The organism is Anabaena sp. PCC 7108, assembly GCF_000332135.1.
In the GTDB taxonomy this organism is placed as follows: Bacteria; Cyanobacteriota; Cyanobacteriia; order Cyanobacteriales; family Nostocaceae; genus Anabaena.
On sequence record NZ_KB235896.1, the window covers coordinates 1132132 to 1148378 of the forward strand.

At 38.8% G+C, this 16247-nt stretch carries 12 protein-coding genes, 2 tRNA genes and 1 pseudogene; 10 read left to right on the forward strand and 5 right to left on the reverse strand.

All coding sequences use genetic code 11. The features are described from left to right. The first annotated feature begins 33 nt into the window (after nt 1-33). Nucleotides 34-804 carry a pentapeptide repeat-containing protein gene (locus ANA7108_RS0105915; RefSeq protein WP_016949850.1) on the forward strand — a complete coding sequence of 257 codons (771 nt, stop codon included), beginning with the start codon at nt 34-36 and terminating at the stop codon, nt 802-804. A gap of 415 nt (nt 805-1219) precedes the next feature. Here the strand turns inward: ANA7108_RS0105915 and ANA7108_RS0105925 are convergent, their stop codons facing one another. Beyond that, nucleotides 1220-2128, reverse strand: coding sequence for a LysR family transcriptional regulator (locus tag ANA7108_RS0105925; protein WP_016949852.1), 909 nt, complete (start codon nt 2126-2128; stop codon nt 1220-1222). Between the two features lie 118 nt (nt 2129-2246). Here ANA7108_RS0105925 and ilvD point away from each other — a divergent pair, with 118 nt between their 5' ends. From ilvD to ANA7108_RS26905, 5 genes are all read left to right on the forward strand, one after another. After that, complete coding sequence (gene ilvD, locus ANA7108_RS0105930; RefSeq protein ID WP_026104005.1) at nt 2247-3938, forward strand: dihydroxy-acid dehydratase; 1692 nt, start codon at nt 2247-2249, stop codon at nt 3936-3938. Between the two features lie 317 nt (nt 3939-4255). Continuing rightward, nucleotides 4256-7516 (forward strand): PAS domain-containing protein, encoded by a 3261-nt coding sequence (locus ANA7108_RS28120; RefSeq protein ID WP_084776870.1) that lies wholly within the window; start codon nt 4256-4258, stop codon nt 7514-7516. A 213-nt stretch (nt 7517-7729) separates the two neighbouring features. Next, on the forward strand, nt 7730-8161 hold the full coding sequence (locus tag ANA7108_RS0105940) for a response regulator (protein ID WP_016949855.1): 432 nt from the start codon (nt 7730-7732) through the stop codon (nt 8159-8161). Nucleotides 8162-8175: 14 nt separating this feature from the next. Further along, on the forward strand, nt 8176-9942 hold the full coding sequence (locus ANA7108_RS0105945) for an EAL domain-containing protein (RefSeq protein ID WP_016949856.1): 1767 nt from the start codon (nt 8176-8178) through the stop codon (nt 9940-9942). A gap of 32 nt (nt 9943-9974) precedes the next feature. Further along, the gene (locus ANA7108_RS26905) at nt 9975-10523 is read left to right on the forward strand and encodes a hypothetical protein (protein WP_016949857.1); all 549 of its coding nucleotides are present in this window, start codon (nt 9975-9977) and stop codon (nt 10521-10523) included. Here ANA7108_RS26905 and ANA7108_RS0105955 read toward each other — a convergent pair. Beyond that, on the reverse strand, nt 10492-11661 hold the full coding sequence (locus ANA7108_RS0105955; protein ID WP_016949858.1) for an FAD-binding oxidoreductase: 1170 nt from the start codon (nt 11659-11661) through the stop codon (nt 10492-10494). The two genes, ANA7108_RS26905 and ANA7108_RS0105955, sit on opposite strands and share 32 nt — an antisense overlap. A 63-nt stretch (nt 11662-11724) precedes the next feature. Between ANA7108_RS0105955 and ANA7108_RS0105960 the strand changes: the two genes are divergently transcribed. The 4 genes from ANA7108_RS0105960 (at nt 11725) to ANA7108_RS0105975 (ending at nt 15242) form a co-directional block, all read left to right on the forward strand. Further along, nucleotides 11725-12234, forward strand: a complete 510-nt coding sequence (locus ANA7108_RS0105960; RefSeq protein ID WP_016949859.1) for a GNAT family N-acetyltransferase — start codon at nt 11725-11727, stop codon at nt 12232-12234. Between the two features lie 40 nt (nt 12235-12274). Then, nucleotides 12275-13594 (forward strand): FADH(2)-oxidizing methylenetetrahydrofolate--tRNA-(uracil(54)-C(5))-methyltransferase TrmFO, encoded by a 1320-nt coding sequence (gene trmFO / locus ANA7108_RS0105965; RefSeq protein WP_016949860.1) that lies wholly within the window; start codon nt 12275-12277, stop codon nt 13592-13594. Nucleotides 13595-13930: 336 nt separating this feature from the next. Next, nucleotides 13931-15127 (forward strand): murein hydrolase activator EnvC, encoded by a 1197-nt coding sequence (locus tag ANA7108_RS0105970; RefSeq protein ID WP_016949861.1) that lies wholly within the window; start codon nt 13931-13933, stop codon nt 15125-15127. Nucleotides 15128-15169: 42 nt separating this feature from the next. Then, a tRNA-Arg gene (locus ANA7108_RS0105975) sits at nt 15170-15242 on the forward strand. An 87-nt stretch (nt 15243-15329) separates the two neighbouring features. Here the strand turns inward: ANA7108_RS0105975 and ANA7108_RS28595 are convergent. The 3 genes and pseudogenes from ANA7108_RS28595 to ANA7108_RS0105985 form a co-directional block, all read right to left on the reverse strand. Further along, a pseudogene (locus tag ANA7108_RS28595) lies at nt 15330-15588 on the reverse strand (IS701 family transposase); the annotation flags it as partial. A gap of 84 nt (nt 15589-15672) precedes the next feature. After that, complete coding sequence (locus tag ANA7108_RS26910) at nt 15673-15969, reverse strand: KGK domain-containing protein (RefSeq protein ID WP_016949862.1); 297 nt, start codon at nt 15967-15969, stop codon at nt 15673-15675. A gap of 186 nt (nt 15970-16155) precedes the next feature. After that, nucleotides 16156-16228, reverse strand: a tRNA-Phe gene (locus ANA7108_RS0105985). Nucleotides 16229-16247: the final 19 nt, after the last annotated feature.

Sequence of the window (16247 nt, forward strand, 5' to 3'; positions counted from 1 at the left end):
GAGTTTTGATTAAGATATACTGTGACACTGATTATGAAAAACTCCATTCTGGCTACAGCATCACTTTTGCTAACTATCAGCTTACCCGCAACCGCCCAAACGTCAAATTATGAAGCCATAAAACAGTTATTAGCAACTAAAGAATGTCAAAATTGTAACCTCCGTAATGCAGGTTTGGTCATGGCTGACTTATCAGGAGCCAATTTAAGCGGTGCAAATCTTGCAGGTGCTAACCTCAGCCGTGCAAACTTGAGTGGTGCTGATTTGCGTGGTGCTGATTTGCGTGGTGCTAGTTTATTTGGTGTTAACTTGAGTGACGCTAAACTCAGCGGAGCGAATCTCACGGGTGCTAATTTGGGAAACACCTATTTAATGAATGTAGAATTGACTGATGCTAACCTTAATGCGGTTAACTTCCAAGGTGCTATTGGTATACCTTCGCAAATTGCTAAACCAGAAGAATTTTATGCTTGGGGTGTAGCAGCTGCAGAAAAAGGCAACCTTAAACCAGCTATTGATTATTTTAGTCAAGCGATCGCACTAAAACCAGACTATGCAGGTGCATATTTATCCCGTGGTGTAGCTAGTTACCAAGGCTTAGACCGAAAAAGCGCCTTAGAAGATGCCGAAATGGCAGCAAAATTGTTTGAAGAACAAAAAAATCCTAAAGGAGCGCTAACAGCACAAGCTTTTATTCTGGAAGTGAAAACACCTTATGGTGAAAAAGTAAGTGCTGGTAAACCCAGCTTCATGGATTTTGTCGGTAGTCTGGGTTCAGTGTTGTTGCAATTTCTGCCTTTTTAGAGGTGTAAGACTATAGGGGAAGAAAAAAGGTTCAGAATCAGGATTTCCAGGATTCCAGGATAAACACCATGAAAACTGGGATTCTATCACCAATCAACAATTACCAATTACCAATTACAAAAGAAGGGAACAGGGAACAGGGAACAGGGAACAGGGAACAGGGAACAAATAAAAAACTAAAGTTTAAGAGTTTAAAGCTCAGTCAAAAAAAAGGATGTTTTTACAAGGAGAGTGACACGAAAAAAACAGTGTCATTATTTCAATCTCATGTTTTTAAACATGAGTTTTTTCTGTTAAGAGTTGCTTCCTGTTCCCTCTGAACAATTACCAATTACCAATTACCAATTACCAATTACCAATTACCAATTACCAATTACCAATTACCAATCACCAATTACCAATCACCAATTACCAATCACCAATTACCAATCACCAAATTACCAGCCATAAACTCTTGAGTACATTTTAAAAAATTCTCGACAATAGGCGTTAAACTGCCTTGCTGCCAGATCATAGCAGTTTCTATTAAGGGTACTTCTTCCAAAATCGGACGATAAACTACACCAGACCTTTGCAGGTTCTGTAAAGAAGATGGTGTAATGGCCACACCCATTCCAGCCGATACCAGGCCAATAATTGTTTGCATTTGAATCGCTTCTTGAGTAATGTTAGGGCTAAAATTTGCCTGGTGAAAAAGGCTCATAATGCGATCATAAAGTCCTGGTGCTAAATAACGAGGAAACATGATCAAAGATTCATTTAGGAGCGATCGCACTGAGATATAATCTTTTTGAGCCAATGAATGAGTTGACGACAAAGCCACCACTAAGGTCTCCTTGTGAATACACTCATAAGATAGTGTGTCATCTTCTAAAGGAGGATGACCAAAACCTACTTGAATCAGAGAATCTCTCAGTGCTTCTTCTTGTTGGCTTGTAGTTAATTCCAGTAATTCTATTTCTACTTCTCGAAATTGCTCGCGGAATTTTCGCAAAATCAAGGGTAATAGGTCGTAAATTACCAAACTAGTAAATCCTATTCGCAGTTGACCTGTTTCACCTCTGCCAGTTCTTTGAGTCAATGCCACTGCGCTTTTTAGTTGCACCAGTAGTTGATAAGCTTCTTGTAAAAATACCTTTCCAGCTTCTGTTAGCTGTACTTGTCGCTTCGTTTTGCGATCAAAAAGTTTTACGCCTAATTCTGCTTCTAGCTGCTGGATTTGTTGACTGAGAGGCGGTTGAGCTATGTGCAGTTTTTCTGCGGCTTTACTGAAATGCAATTCCTCAGCTACAGCGATAAAGTAGCGCAGGTGTCGTAGTTCCATATTTATGATATTTTATAAGTCTTAATTTTACATAAATATATATTGGACATCTCAAAAAAGTATACATATCATACTCGTACAGAGATTTAATTGAGTAATGATAATGAGTGAAAAAACAATGCCGGAAAATTTAAAAAGTAAAGTTGTTACCCAAGGTGTACAGCGATCGCCTAATCGGGCTATGCTACGAGCAGTTGGTTTCAAAGATGAAGATTTCAACAAAGCCATTGTCGGTATTGCCAATGGTTACAGTACCATCACTCCCTGTAATATGGGGATTAATCAACTGGCACAAAGGGCAGAAAGTAGCGTCAAAAATGCCGGCGCAATGCCTCAAATTTTCGGTACGATTACCATTAGTGATGGGATTTCGATGGGAACCGAAGGGATGAAATATTCCCTAGTGTCACGGGAAGTAATTGCAGATGCCATTGAAACTGCCTGTACAGGTCAAAGTATGGATGGTGTGCTGGCCATTGGTGGTTGTGATAAAAATATGCCAGGGGCAATGTTAGCGATCGCTCGCATGAATATCCCTGCTATCTTTGTTTATGGTGGCACAATCAAACCCGGACACTACAATGGTAAAGACTTAACCGTTGTGAGTTCATTTGAAGCAGTTGGTCAACACAGCGCCGGCAAAATTGACGAAGCGGAACTTTTAGCAATTGAAAGTCGTGCTTGTCCTGGTGCTGGTTCCTGTGGGGGAATGTTCACAGCTAACACCATGTCTTCAGCCTTTGAAGCATTGGGAATGAGTTTACCCTACTCTTCCACCATGGCCGCAGAAGATGCCGAAAAAGCCGACAGTACGGAAAAATCTGCCTTTGTTTTAGTCGAAGCTATTCGTAAGCAGATATTACCTCTGCAAATTATCACCCGCAAATCTATCGAAAATGCCATTTCGGTAATTATGGCCGTTGGTGGTTCTACCAATGCAGTTTTACATTTTTTAGCGATCGCTCGTGCAGCTGGTGTAGAACTAAATTTAGATGACTTTGAAACTATTCGCGGACGTGTCCCCGTATTGTGTGATTTGAAACCCAGTGGTAAATATGTCGCCACAGATTTACACAAAGCTGGTGGTATTCCCCAAGTTATGAAAATGTTACTAGAACATAACTTATTACATGGTGATTGTCTCACTATTTCCGGGCAAACTGTAGCTGAAGTCCTAGCCGATATCCCCGCAGAACCACGCACAGACCAAGATGTAATTCGTCCTTGGGATAACCCTATGTACGCACAAGGACATCTAGCCATTCTCAAAGGTAACTTAGCCACAGAAGGTGCAGTTGCCAAAATTACAGGTGTGAAAAAGCCCGTAATTACAGGACCAGCAAGAGTATTTGAATCTGAAGAATCTTGCTTAGATGCGATTTTGGCAGGGAAAATCAAAGCCGGTGATGTGATTATTATTCGTTACGAAGGACCCAAAGGTGGCCCCGGAATGCGAGAAATGCTTGCTCCCACTTCCGCCATTATCGGTGCTGGTTTAGGTGATTCAGTGGGATTAATTACCGACGGACGCTTTTCCGGTGGTACTTATGGTATGGTAGTTGGACACGTCGCCCCAGAAGCAGCCGTAGGTGGAAATATTGGACTTGTAGAAGAAGGTGATAGCGTCACCATAGATGCCAATGCTCGTCTATTACAAGTTAATGTATCAGATGCAGAATTAGACAGTCGTCGTGCTAAGTGGCAACCCCCAGCACCCCGTTATACTAAAGGCGTTTTGGCGAAATATGCCAAATTAGTAGCTTCTAGTAGTGTCGGTGCTGTTACAGATTTAGACTTGTTTGCTAATTAGAAATAGGGAAGGAAAAAGAGACCTTTCCCCTATTCTTCTGTTCACAACCTCTCTTCCTGTGGGGGAGAGGTTTTTTAGGTAAACATAATTTTTTTTATTTTCCAAAAATAGACCTAAAGATAGATTGCAAGCTAGGCTTAAACTTAAGCTACATTTGCTATTACATATAATGTAGAATTATAAGCACTTGTTGTATAGTAAAAAAAAGATCAAGTTCTTATAAACTTGCTGATATGACCATTTCCTCAGCAGGATAAGATTAACCTGATATCAGCTTCACTTAATTACTTAATTATAAATCTTGAACCGAACACGATATGACTGGTTCATCTATGAAGCTTAATTCATTAACTCGTAACCTTTCAGTAAAACTGGGAATCATCACAGCTTTGATTGGTTTTGTTGTTTTACTAGGATGGATTTTTGATTTGCCAGTTTTCAAGAGTGTGTTACCGGGACTGGTGACAATGAAAGTCAACACGGCTTTGGGGTTTCTGTTGAGTGGAATTTCCTTGTGGTTGTGGCATCAGCCTCGTCAACGGAAATTATTTGTTCCTCAATTACTGTCCCAGATTTTAGCAGTTATTGTGGCGTTAATTGGTTTATTGACACTCATTCAGTATGGCTTCAACATTAATTTAAGAATTGATCAATTACTGATTCAGGAATCAATAAATGCTGTTGCTACTTCTAGTCCAGGAAGGATGGCACCAAATACAGCCCTTTGCTTTTTTTGGCTGGGTTTAGCCCTAATTCTTTTGTCAAAACGAACGATTAGTATTGCCCAAAGTCTAGCTTTAGGAAGTTCTTTAATAGCCATGTTAGGACTTTTAGGCTACGGATTGGGGATTCGTAAATTCTATTATCTGATGCCGTTTACTAGTATGGCACTGCATACAAGTGTGGCTTTTATATTACTAGGGATAGCAGTTTTGTTAGCTTGTCCTCAAGGGGGTTGGATGAAGGTAGCAATGAGTCCTTACTTAGGTGGAGTCATTATTCGTAGCCTCTTGCCCGTAATTATTGGCACTCCTATTTTGAATACAGCATTATTTGTATTAGCCAATCGCAATAATATATTTCCCCCAGAGGTGGGATTTGTAATTAGAGCAATTGTGAATATCTTTGTGTTAGGTGGAATAGTTTGGTGGAATGCTAAATATCTTAATGCAATTGATTACCAACAAAAGGAATATCAACAGGCGCTGAAAGAAGCTAATGAAAATTTAGAAGCACGAGTTGAGAAACGCACAGCCCAGTTAGAGGCTGTAAATAATGCTTTAAATGAAAACCGTCTTAAATTATCCAATCTCATTAATACTTTGCCAGGAATTGTTTTTTCTCGTTATGTGGATGTAAATTGGACAATTCAAGATGTGAGTGATGGTTGTTTGGCTATAACTGGTTATAGCAAAGCAGAATTATGTGGTGTTGAGGCTGACAAGTTTCAAGATTTGATTGTGGCAGAGGATTTGCCTAAAATTTTAGCGGCTATTGAAAGAGCGATCGCAGACAATATTTTCTACCAAGTAGAGTACCGCATTCATAGTAAATTAGGTGAGCAAAAATGGTTATGGGAAAAAGGTAAAGGAATAGCCATTGATGGACAAATCCAAATAATTCAAGGGTTTATCACTGAAATCACATCCCTCAAACAAACACAAAACGCTCTGAGTATCAGTGAAGAACGCTGGCGACTGGCAACAAATGCCGCCCTAGATGCTATATGGGAATGGGACGCTGCCAGCAATATGACCACATTCTCTGAACGTTGGTTTAGCTTATTAGGAGAAACTCCCCAGAGTCTCACCATTCCTAAATCAGAGTGGGCTAATCGTCTTCATCCCGATGATTGTGAACGGGTGATCAAGTCTGTAGAAAATCATTTGACTAACAAAACTCCTAAATATCACAGTGAATATCGTTTGCGCCATCAAGATGGTAGTTACAAATGGGTGGCATCTCAAGCAATTGCCCAATGGGATAAACAGGGTAATCCCATTCGCATGATAGGGTCAATCGCAGATATTACTGAACGCAAGCAGACAGAACAAGCCCTGCGTGAGAGTGAGTCCAAGTTTCGGGAATTAGCCGAAAATATTCATGAGGTCTTTCATATCAACTCAGCAGACCTAAGTGAGATGTTATATGTCAATCCTGGCTATGAAGAAATATGGGGGCGAAGTTGTGAAAGCTTATACCAAAACCCAGAGTCTTGGAATGAGTCTATTCACCCAGAAGATAGCGATCGCATTTTCGCGGCTTGCACTCGTCTAATTCAAGGTGAACCCCTACACGAGGAATATCGAATTATTCGTCCCAGTGGTGAAGTTCGTTGGATTTCTGCTCGTGTTTTCCCAATTTACAACCAATCTGGGGATATCTTACGTCATGCGGGGATTGCTGCGGATATCACAAATCGCAAACTCACAGAAATTGCCCTTCAACATAGTCAAGAACGCTATCGTTCTTTGGTAGAAGTTACTGCCCAAGTGACTTGGACAACCGATGCAACTGGACAATTCACCACTCCTCAGGAAAGTTGGGAGGCTTTTACAGGAAAATCCTTTGCTGAATATCAAGGGTGGAATTGGAGCAAAAGTATTCATCCCGATGATCAAGAAACTACAAAGGAAATTTGGTTACAAGCTCTTGAAAGTGGGGATTTATATGAAAACGAATCTCGTATTTTAGATCGCTATGGAGAATATAAGTATTTTTGGGTGCGGGCTATGCCGATTGTGGAAACTGACGGTTCCATTCGTGAGTGGGTGGGAGCTTGTACGGATATCACAAATCGCAAACAGGCTGAACTGGAAATTCGGGAACTGAATGAACAACTAGAGATGCGAGTGCAGCAACGCACCACGGAACTCACAGCTGCCAATAAAGAACTAGAATCATTTTCTTACTCTGTTTCCCATGATTTACGTTCTCCCCTGCGCGGTATTGATGGTTTTAGTAAAGCATTACTAGAGCGATACCAAGATCAATTAGATGATAAAGGTAAGCATTATTTAACTCGTATCCGTAAAGGAACCCAGCGCATGGGAGAATTAATTGATGATTTGCTGCAACTCTCACGGGTAACTCGTAGTCAAATGCGACTTACTCAAGTTAATCTAAGTGCGATCGCTCAAGAAATTGCCCAAGAACTCAACGACCGTAATCCAGAACGCCAAGTCAATTGGCTCATTTCCCCTGACCTAATTGTTAGCGGTGATCAGCAACTTTTGAGGATTGTTCTAGAAAATCTTCTCAACAATGCCTGGAAATTTACATCAGTTAAAATACAGGCAAATATTGAATTAGGCTGTATGAATTCTCGCAGAAATAATGATTCTTGTTTGGCTTACTTTGTCCGTGATAATGGAGTTGGCTTTGATGCAACTTATGCACACAAGCTATTTCAACCTTTTCAACGTCTGCATACGGTGGAAGAATTTCCTGGTACAGGTATCGGTTTAGCAACTGTGCAAAGAATAGTTCGCCGCCATGGAGGTGATGTATGGGCAGAAGGATGGGTTGGAGAAGGTGCAGCCTTCTATTTTAAACTCTCAGTACCCATACATAATTAATTGAATACTTTCAAATTTGGCAGCGCAATAACATAAATAATTTTATGTTATTATTCTGCATTATTACTTATCCTTAACCTTGATGTTTTAAAATCTTGAGAAAAAGTTTGCTAGTTATGGATCTGCAATCTTTGCCTCCTTAGTTAGTACATTCTAAAAATAATTGGTACATTTTGAAGATTAATAGCAAAAGTAAGGTATGATCCACGAGAAATGACTGTAACTAATACACTACTTATTGTTGAGGATAATCCTGATGATGTAGAGTTAACACTATTAGCATTTGAGAAATCAGTGCTGCAAGAAAACATTGTCATTGCTAGAGATGGAGTTGAAGCCATCAACTACCTATTTGCAAATAACTCTACTTTAGCTCCCTTACCAGATTTGATTTTGTTAGATTTGCAGTTACCCCGAATCAATGGTTTGGAAGTTCTGCGGCAAATTCGATCTCATACTCGCACTCGATTGTTACCTATTGTGATTTTGACGACCTCTCATGAAGAGAGTGATCGGCTTCAAGGCTATGGTTTGGGTTGCAACAGTTATATCCGCAAACCTGTTGATTATGACGAATTTGTCAATGTCATACAACAGATAGGAGTCTACTGGTTAGTTTTAAACAGTCCTCCTCCCAATACTTAATAACCCAATTATTTATGAATGATAAGATTAAAGCTCTGATTATTGAAGACAATCGAGATGATGCTGAATTGCTTATATTAGAGTTAGAATGTGCAAATTATGAAGTAATTTATCATCAGGTTGATACAGCCCAAGCAATGATAGAAGCTCTTGATCATCAAGAATGGGATGTAATTTTAACAGATTATTCCATGCCCCATTTTAGTGCCAACCAGGCACTGGAGATAGTCAAACAGCGTCAACTTGATATTCCTTTTATTGTTGTTTCTGGTTCTATTGGTGATGAAACAGCCATTGATTTAATGATATCTGGAGCGCACGATTATTTACTCAAGCAAAATCTGACTCGACTAGTTCCAGCTATTACTCGTGAGTTGCGAGAAGCCCAGATGCGATCTGAACACAGACAGGCAATAGAAAGGGTAAAATTTTTAGCTTTTTGTGATGAATTAACCAACTTACCTAATCGGAATGCTTTCTTAACTACCTTACAAGAATATATCCAGAATAACCATATATTTGCAGTCATTTTTTTGGATATTGACCAATATAGAAAGATTAAATATGGCTTTGGACATAATAAAAGTGAACAACTACTCATTCAAGTAGGAGAACGCCTACAAAAGACCTTACGTCCAGGTGATTATTTAGCACGCATAGGAAATGACGAATTTGCCCTACTACTAAACAATATCAGTTATGTTAGTGAGGCAGAAGATATAGGATATGAAGTACATCAAATAATTGATCCGCCCTTCGAGTTAGAAGGCTTATTAATTTATGCCTCTATTACTATTGGTATAGTTACTTCCTCTAGAGAATTTAAAGAAGCAGAAGAGTTTTTGCGGGCAGCAGAAATTGCTAATCACACTGCGAAGCAACAGGGATTAAAATATCCTACAGTTGTGTATAATCAAAGTATGCAAAAGGATGCATCGAATCGTTTACAGATGGAAACTGATTTGAGAAAAGCGATTAGTAATGAAGAGTTACAACTTTTTTACCAGCCAATCTTTTCCTTAAATTCTTACAAAATAGTCGGTTTTGAAGCACTAATTCGCTGGCAACACCCTGAAAAAGGATGGATAGCACCTGATCAGTTTATTCCCTTAGCAGAACAAACAGGGTTAATTATTCCCCTGGGTGATTGGATTTTAGAAGCAGCTTGTCGGCAGTTGACTATCTGGCAAGTTCAGTTAGCAGATTATCTACCTCTGAGTGTGGCAGTGAATTTATCAGGAGTGCAATTAAATGAACCAGAATTAGTACCAAAAATTATCCATCAATATCAATCACTGAATCTGCATCAAATCAAGCTGAAATTGGAAATTACAGAAAGTATACTGATGCATAATACACAAACCATTATTAGCAATTTAGAAGCATTTCAAGCCGCAGGTATTCAGATTAGTCTTGATGATTTTGGTACTGGTTATTCTTCATTATCTTATTTGCATGGTTTACCCATCGATACCGTAAAAATTGATCGTTCTTTTGTATCTCGTATCCAAAAAAATGAGCGAAACTTGGGAATATTACAAGCAATAATTACCTTAGCCCATACTCTGGACTTAGATATAGTTGCCGAAGGGATCGAGACAGTTGAACAACGTGATAAATTGCGATCGCTAGGATGTAATTATGGACAAGGCTATCTATTATCTAAACCCATGCCAGCATCCTTAATCAAGGACTGGCTTCAAAAAATCACCAGAGAATTCAGTGTTTCTTTAGTACCTATTGTCCCTAATAATCATCATAGATTTAGCCTTAACGTCTAAAATAACCGCAGTCTCATCTTTATATGTTCTGTATGTATAGTTGGCTAACTGCTGAACATCTTGAAAATACAACATCGGAGGCAATTAAAAATAGTATTGCCTCTTATTTACATAATTTGGTCGCACAACAACCTATATTTTTACAACTTTTACAAATACTAGGTTGGGTAGTTAATCATCCAATTATCAGTGTAGTAGTCCTACTGTTTTTGATTGCTATCCTTTGGAGTGTCATTAAAGGAATTGTGCATTTAATTGAAACCGCTAGTTGGTCAATAGCAAAATTGCCATTAAAGTTAATTCAATCTTTAATAAAAGTTAGTTTTTTTACAGTTAAAACAATTACAGATAACAGCAATAATTCAAAATTAATTTCTGCAAATTCTAGAAAAATTAATCAAGATAAACAACAAAGATTAACCGAAATTTCTCATCGTTTAGAAACTATTCAAAAAGAACAACAGCAATTATTACAAGAAGCCACCGAAATCATTAATTCACAAACAATAGATATAAAAATTGAAGAGTTACAATTGAATCATATCATTGCTAATTCCAGCGATTCGGAGATAACTGGTTAATAATTTCATCTTCCTGACCAGATACAGATTTAGCAAACCTTTCTGCTAGGGGCAGTACCAGCACCAAGGGACTACTAAAACCGGAAAAAATATGAATTCCCTCAAATTCAGGAATAGCACCAATTAAGGGCAATTTATCCTTACTAAATGCCACTAAACAATGATGCCAAATTCCTGGTAAATTTCCTAAAGCTGGTAAGATTTGTGTGATACTTGTTCGTAACCATTTTTCACTTGCTTCTGAGTTAACTTGGGCATCAGGATCTGTGAGAACACGACTAATTTGACCTAATCGTAAACTACCATCAAGAAACTGGACTGCACCTGCATCTAAAATAGGTGCTACTATCTCATTACCAACTTCATCCCACAATTCATCAACTTGAGTTGATTCCGTATCTAATTGAAATCTTTTGATATTAGCTGGCATTACTAAAGTATTTAATCGTAGTTCTATGGGTGGTATTTCCATGATTTCTGCATGAGAAAAATACAGCTTGATAGGAATACCAGATGATTTCAGTAATTTTCGGCTAAGTCCACCGGCACAGATAGCAATATTAGCACCGTGGAAGATTTCAGTAGTAGTATTTACACCTGTAAATTTTCCTGTATTTGTAGTTATAAATTCTAATACTTGGGAAACTTCTATTTCTCCCCCAAGACGTAACATAGCTTGAATATATGCTTGTGCTGTTTTTTCTGGGTGAATATGTCCATGTTTAACAGTTAAAGCGCCAGATATTGCATCCTTATTTAGTAGTGGTTCTAATTCACAAGCTTCTTGAATACTTAGTAACCGTGGTGGAATGGCAACTTCTGCATAGGATATGGCTGTTATTTCCGGGTTTGTATTAGTATCAATAGTTAGTAATAAATCTAATTCATGAAATTGAGTATCAGCATCTAATTCTTGAGATAAAATACGGTGACGGGCTATACTTTCTTGATATAGTTGGCGTGTAATTGGTGTAGTTCCTGCCCAATAAGAAACCCCACCATAACTATAGCGGGTTGCATTCTCTGGTGTTGTCTGTTGTTCTAGCAAAAGTACAGAAAATCCTGTTTTTGCTAATTCATAAGCAAGTGCAGCACCTGTAATACCTGCACCAACAACAATCCAATCGTAAGTTTTCATAGGTTTTTAAATCTAATATTTGAATCTAATATTTGAATCTAAAACTTTCAACTTGGTAATTATATGATCAATATTCGTTGTGAAACTCCGTCAGACTATCCAGCAATAGCCGAGGTAAATACCCTAGCTTTTCAGGGTGAAACTGAAGCTAAACTTATTGAAAAAATTCGCCTTTCCGACCGATATATTCCAGAATTATCGTTAGTTGCAGAAATTAAAGGTAAAATAATTGGTCATATTCTCTACAGCTATATTGATTTAGTGGGTAAAGAAACTCTATCGGTTCTAGGTTTAGCACCTCTAGCAGTTCATCCAGAATTTCAAAAACAGGGAATTGGTAGCACATTAGTAAAAGCCAGTTTAGAAATAGCAGATACTAGAGGAGACGCTATAGTTATTGTACTTGGTCATCCTGCTTTTTATACTCGTTTTGGTTTTCTACCATCAGTTAATTATCAAATTGAGTCTCCTTTTCCAGTACCAAATGATGTTTTTATGGTTAAAATATTAACGAGTGACGATAAAAAATATCAAGGTAAAGTTGTTTATCCACCTGCTTTTAATGGGGTTTGATATTGAAATTTAACCAAGGTAAGTAATTAAAAAAACAACTATGACACAACAACCGATACAAGTAATTGGCGGTGGACTCGCAGGAACAGAAGCAGCATGGCAAATAGCCCAAGCCGGTGTTCCTGTAATCCTCCACGAGATGCGCCCTAAATGCTTCAGCCCTGCCCATCATACCGAAAATTTGGCAGAATTGGTCTGTAGTAACTCCTTCGGGGCTATGGCCAGCGATCGCGCTGCCGGTCTCTTACACGAAGAATTACGCCAACTTGGTTCTATTATTATTGCTAAAGCAGATGAACACGCAGTCCCCGCTGGTGGGGCTTTAGCAGTAGATAGGGGACAATTTGGCGAAGATTTAACCCAAACTTTAGCAAATCATCCATTAATTGATTTTCGACGCGGTGAAGTTAAAGAAATTCCTGAAGGTATTGTTGTTTTAGCTTCTGGACCCTTAACTAGTCCTGATTTATCGGCAGATTTACAGCGTTTTACTGGGATGGAATATCTCAACTTTTTTGATGCTGCAAGTCCGATTATTTTAGGAGATTCTATTAATAAAGATATTGCTTTTATGGCTTCCCGTTATGACAAAGGTGAAGCAGCATATCTGAATTGTCCCATGAATAAAGAGCAGTATTTACATTTTTGGTCAGAATTACGTCAAGCAGAACAAACTGAATTAAAAGACTTTGAAAAGGAAACGGCGAAATTTTTTGAAGCTTGTTTACCGATTGAAGAAATGGCACGACGGGGAGAAGATACCATGCGCTATGGTCCCCTGAAACCCGTGGGTTTATCAGATCCTCGCACAGGAGAACGTAACTATGCGGTAATTCAATTGCGACAAGAAGATAAAGCTGGTCAACTTTGGAATATGGTAGGATTTCAAACCAATTTACGTTGGGGTGAACAAAAACGAGTTTTTCAAATGATTCCTGGTTTGGAAAAAGCCGAATTTGTCAGATTAGGAGTAATGCACCGCAATACTTTTTTAAATGCACCGCAGTTGATGTCTGCAAGTTTGCAATTTAAAGAACGTCCGACTTTATTAGCAGCAGGACAATTAATAGGAACAGAAGGTTATACTGCTGCATCTGCGGGAGGTTGGTTAGCAGGAACAAATGCAGCTAGATTGGCGTTAGGAAAAGAACCGCTAATTTTGCCCGTCACAACGATGATGGGGGCTTTGTTTGAGTTTATCAGATCCGCTGCACCTAAGCATTTTCAACCGATGGCTCCTAATTTTGGCATTGTCCCAGATTTGGGTGTGAGAATCAAGAGTAAACCGGAAAAATATGGACGTTATCGAGATAGATCCTTAGCAGATTTAGCAAGTTGGAAATCAGCATTTTATAGTTAAATATTCTGTTGTGCGGGCATCTTGCCCGCTATTAAATCTAAATTAATATACAAATTTTAATCTTGTCAGAATCAGGATGTCCAGGATTTAAGGATTTACAGGATTTTAATTGACTGCGTAACTCCTACACTATTAAATATAGCAATGGATAGGGTGATTAGAATATCTTTTGTTAGCGCAGCTTGGCGTAAGCTATTCATAAAACTAGGACTAAAAGAGACTTTCAACCCTATTCCCTATTCCCTATTCCCTATTCCCTGTTCTATGTGTTAGGTTTTCCAAGATTTTGGGCATAATACTGTTTAGGTTGGCACTGCTTTGGCTGAATGTAACTAGATGAAAACGGTATTTTTCCCAAAAATTAGATTGTGGTGGTTATTGCTGATCTGTTGCTACATTTTCTGGACTCTGATCATACTGTCACCAGTAACAGCAAATTCCATTAACAACCTGAAACAACAACAGCAGCAAGTTCAGCAACAACGTCAAAATATCATTCAAGAACAAAATCGCTTAACTAATTTGCAAATAGAAGCGCAAAAACACCTAAATGGTGTCAAGCAAAATATCCAAATTACTAATAGCTATATTCAAGAAAGCGAGCTAAGATTACAACAAGCTAACCAACGTCTTCAGGAATTAGAAACTGGTTTAGCTATTGCAGAACGTGATTATGAAAATCGGCAAGTTGCGACAGTTGCAAGATTGCGATATATTCAGCGTTCCCCGACTTCTCAAGGATTAGCCGTTTTACTACAAAGTCAAAATATTAGCGATTTTATCAGTCGTCGTTATCAGTTGAAGTTAGTTTATAAAGCAGATCAGCAAATTCTAGAACGACTAGCAAATCAAGCAAATTTATTAATTCAACAAAGAACAGAAGTAGAAGGACAAAAAAATCAAATTGCTTTAATTAGAGAACAACTATTAGCCCAAAAAGCTGATTATCAAAATCAAGCCCAGTCACAAACAGAATTAGTTCAACGTTTAAATACTGATCGCTTGGCTTTAGAAGCTGCACAAAATCAACTAGAAAAAGATTCTCAAAGTCTAGAAGCTTTAATTCAACAAAAAGTAGCTGAACAACAAGCCAGAGAAGCGAGGGAAGCTGCACTAGCAAAAGCTAATAGTAAAATTTGGATTCGTGGTACAGGTATCTTTGCATTTCCCAGCGACGCACCCACCAGCAGTTCTTTTGGTTGGAGGATACATCCAATTCTGGGTTATCGTCGCTTTCATGCAGGTTTGGATTTTGCTGCTGGTTATGGTAGTACAATTCGCGCCGCAGATTCAGGTACAGTGATTTTTGCAGGCTGGTATGGTGGTTATGGTAAAGCCATTATTATCAGTCATAGTAAAGGAATTACCACACTATATGGACACACCAGCGAGTTATATGTCAGTGAAGGACAAACTGTCCAAAAAGGACAAGCGATCGCTGCTGTCGGTTCTACAGGCTTCTCTACTGGTCCTCACCTACATTTTGAAGTCCGTCGTGATGGTACACCCGTTGACCCAGCAAATTACTTGTAATTAAATTTAAAAAGTATGTTATGATCTAAAATAGATTGTCAAGGGCGCGTGGCTCAGTGGATAGAGCAACAGGTTCCGGTCCTGTGGGTCGGGGGTTCAAATCCCTCCGCGCTCGTTTTTTAATATACTACAAAATCAACAGAAAATTAACTTTTTCTGGGTTTTTATTCACGTGAACCGACTAACGGTACTTGAGAAAAAATTAAGCCCAAACATACCCCAAACTCGCTTTGTAAGCGATAAATACGTCAATATTATGGTTGAGCCAAGCAACAAAGCGATAAGATACTGCTGTACGGAAAGCTGTCTTTTGCTTCCACAAATGTGTTTAATGGTTTATTTGCCCAACGTCTTCTAAAACCGCCCGTTAACCGATGCCATTGAATAAATGTATAAGCACAAAATACTAAAATAAAATGTCTCATCAAACTGTTTTTATCTCGGACTTGGTATTCCGATAATCTCACTAAGACGAATTTACCAAAATTGGTAAACCGGTCTTTTTTTTGGTGCTTATTTGATGTGCCACTAGCGTAACTGGAACATTAAATATTTAGGTCAGAGCGTAGGTCATCTAGCTGCGATTCTGGTTCATCGGGGACGAATTCAAGCTCCATTTTTAATTTCAGCTTACCTTTGCGCCATCCACCACCATTAATGGATAAAAACTCGCAAGCAGCGCCCTCTCTCACCAGATAAGCGGCTAGCTGACCACCGTCCCGATGATTTGCAGCAGTATCTTCTATCTCTTTCAGTACAGCTTTCACCTTGCCTGTGGACAAATCCCACCCGTTTATGTTTTCTGAAAAATTTATAACGTCATCGTCACTCGGTTTAACCATTTGCCTGTGTTTACTCCAATCAACAACAAGGCAGATTAGCTGCAACTAACATGCCCTTACCTAGATGCCTAAGTCAGGAGGGTGACTTCCTGGCTTAGGCATCCAATTAAGTAGGCAAAAATAATGCCTATATTTCTTGAGCCAATAGTCAAAATCTAGGCAATATTGTTTGTTTTGTAGACATGATGCCAGGAACGAGACTTGAACTCGTGACACGAGGATTTTCAGTCCTCTGCTCTACCAACTGAGCTATCCCGGCGGAGGTTTTTTATGACCAC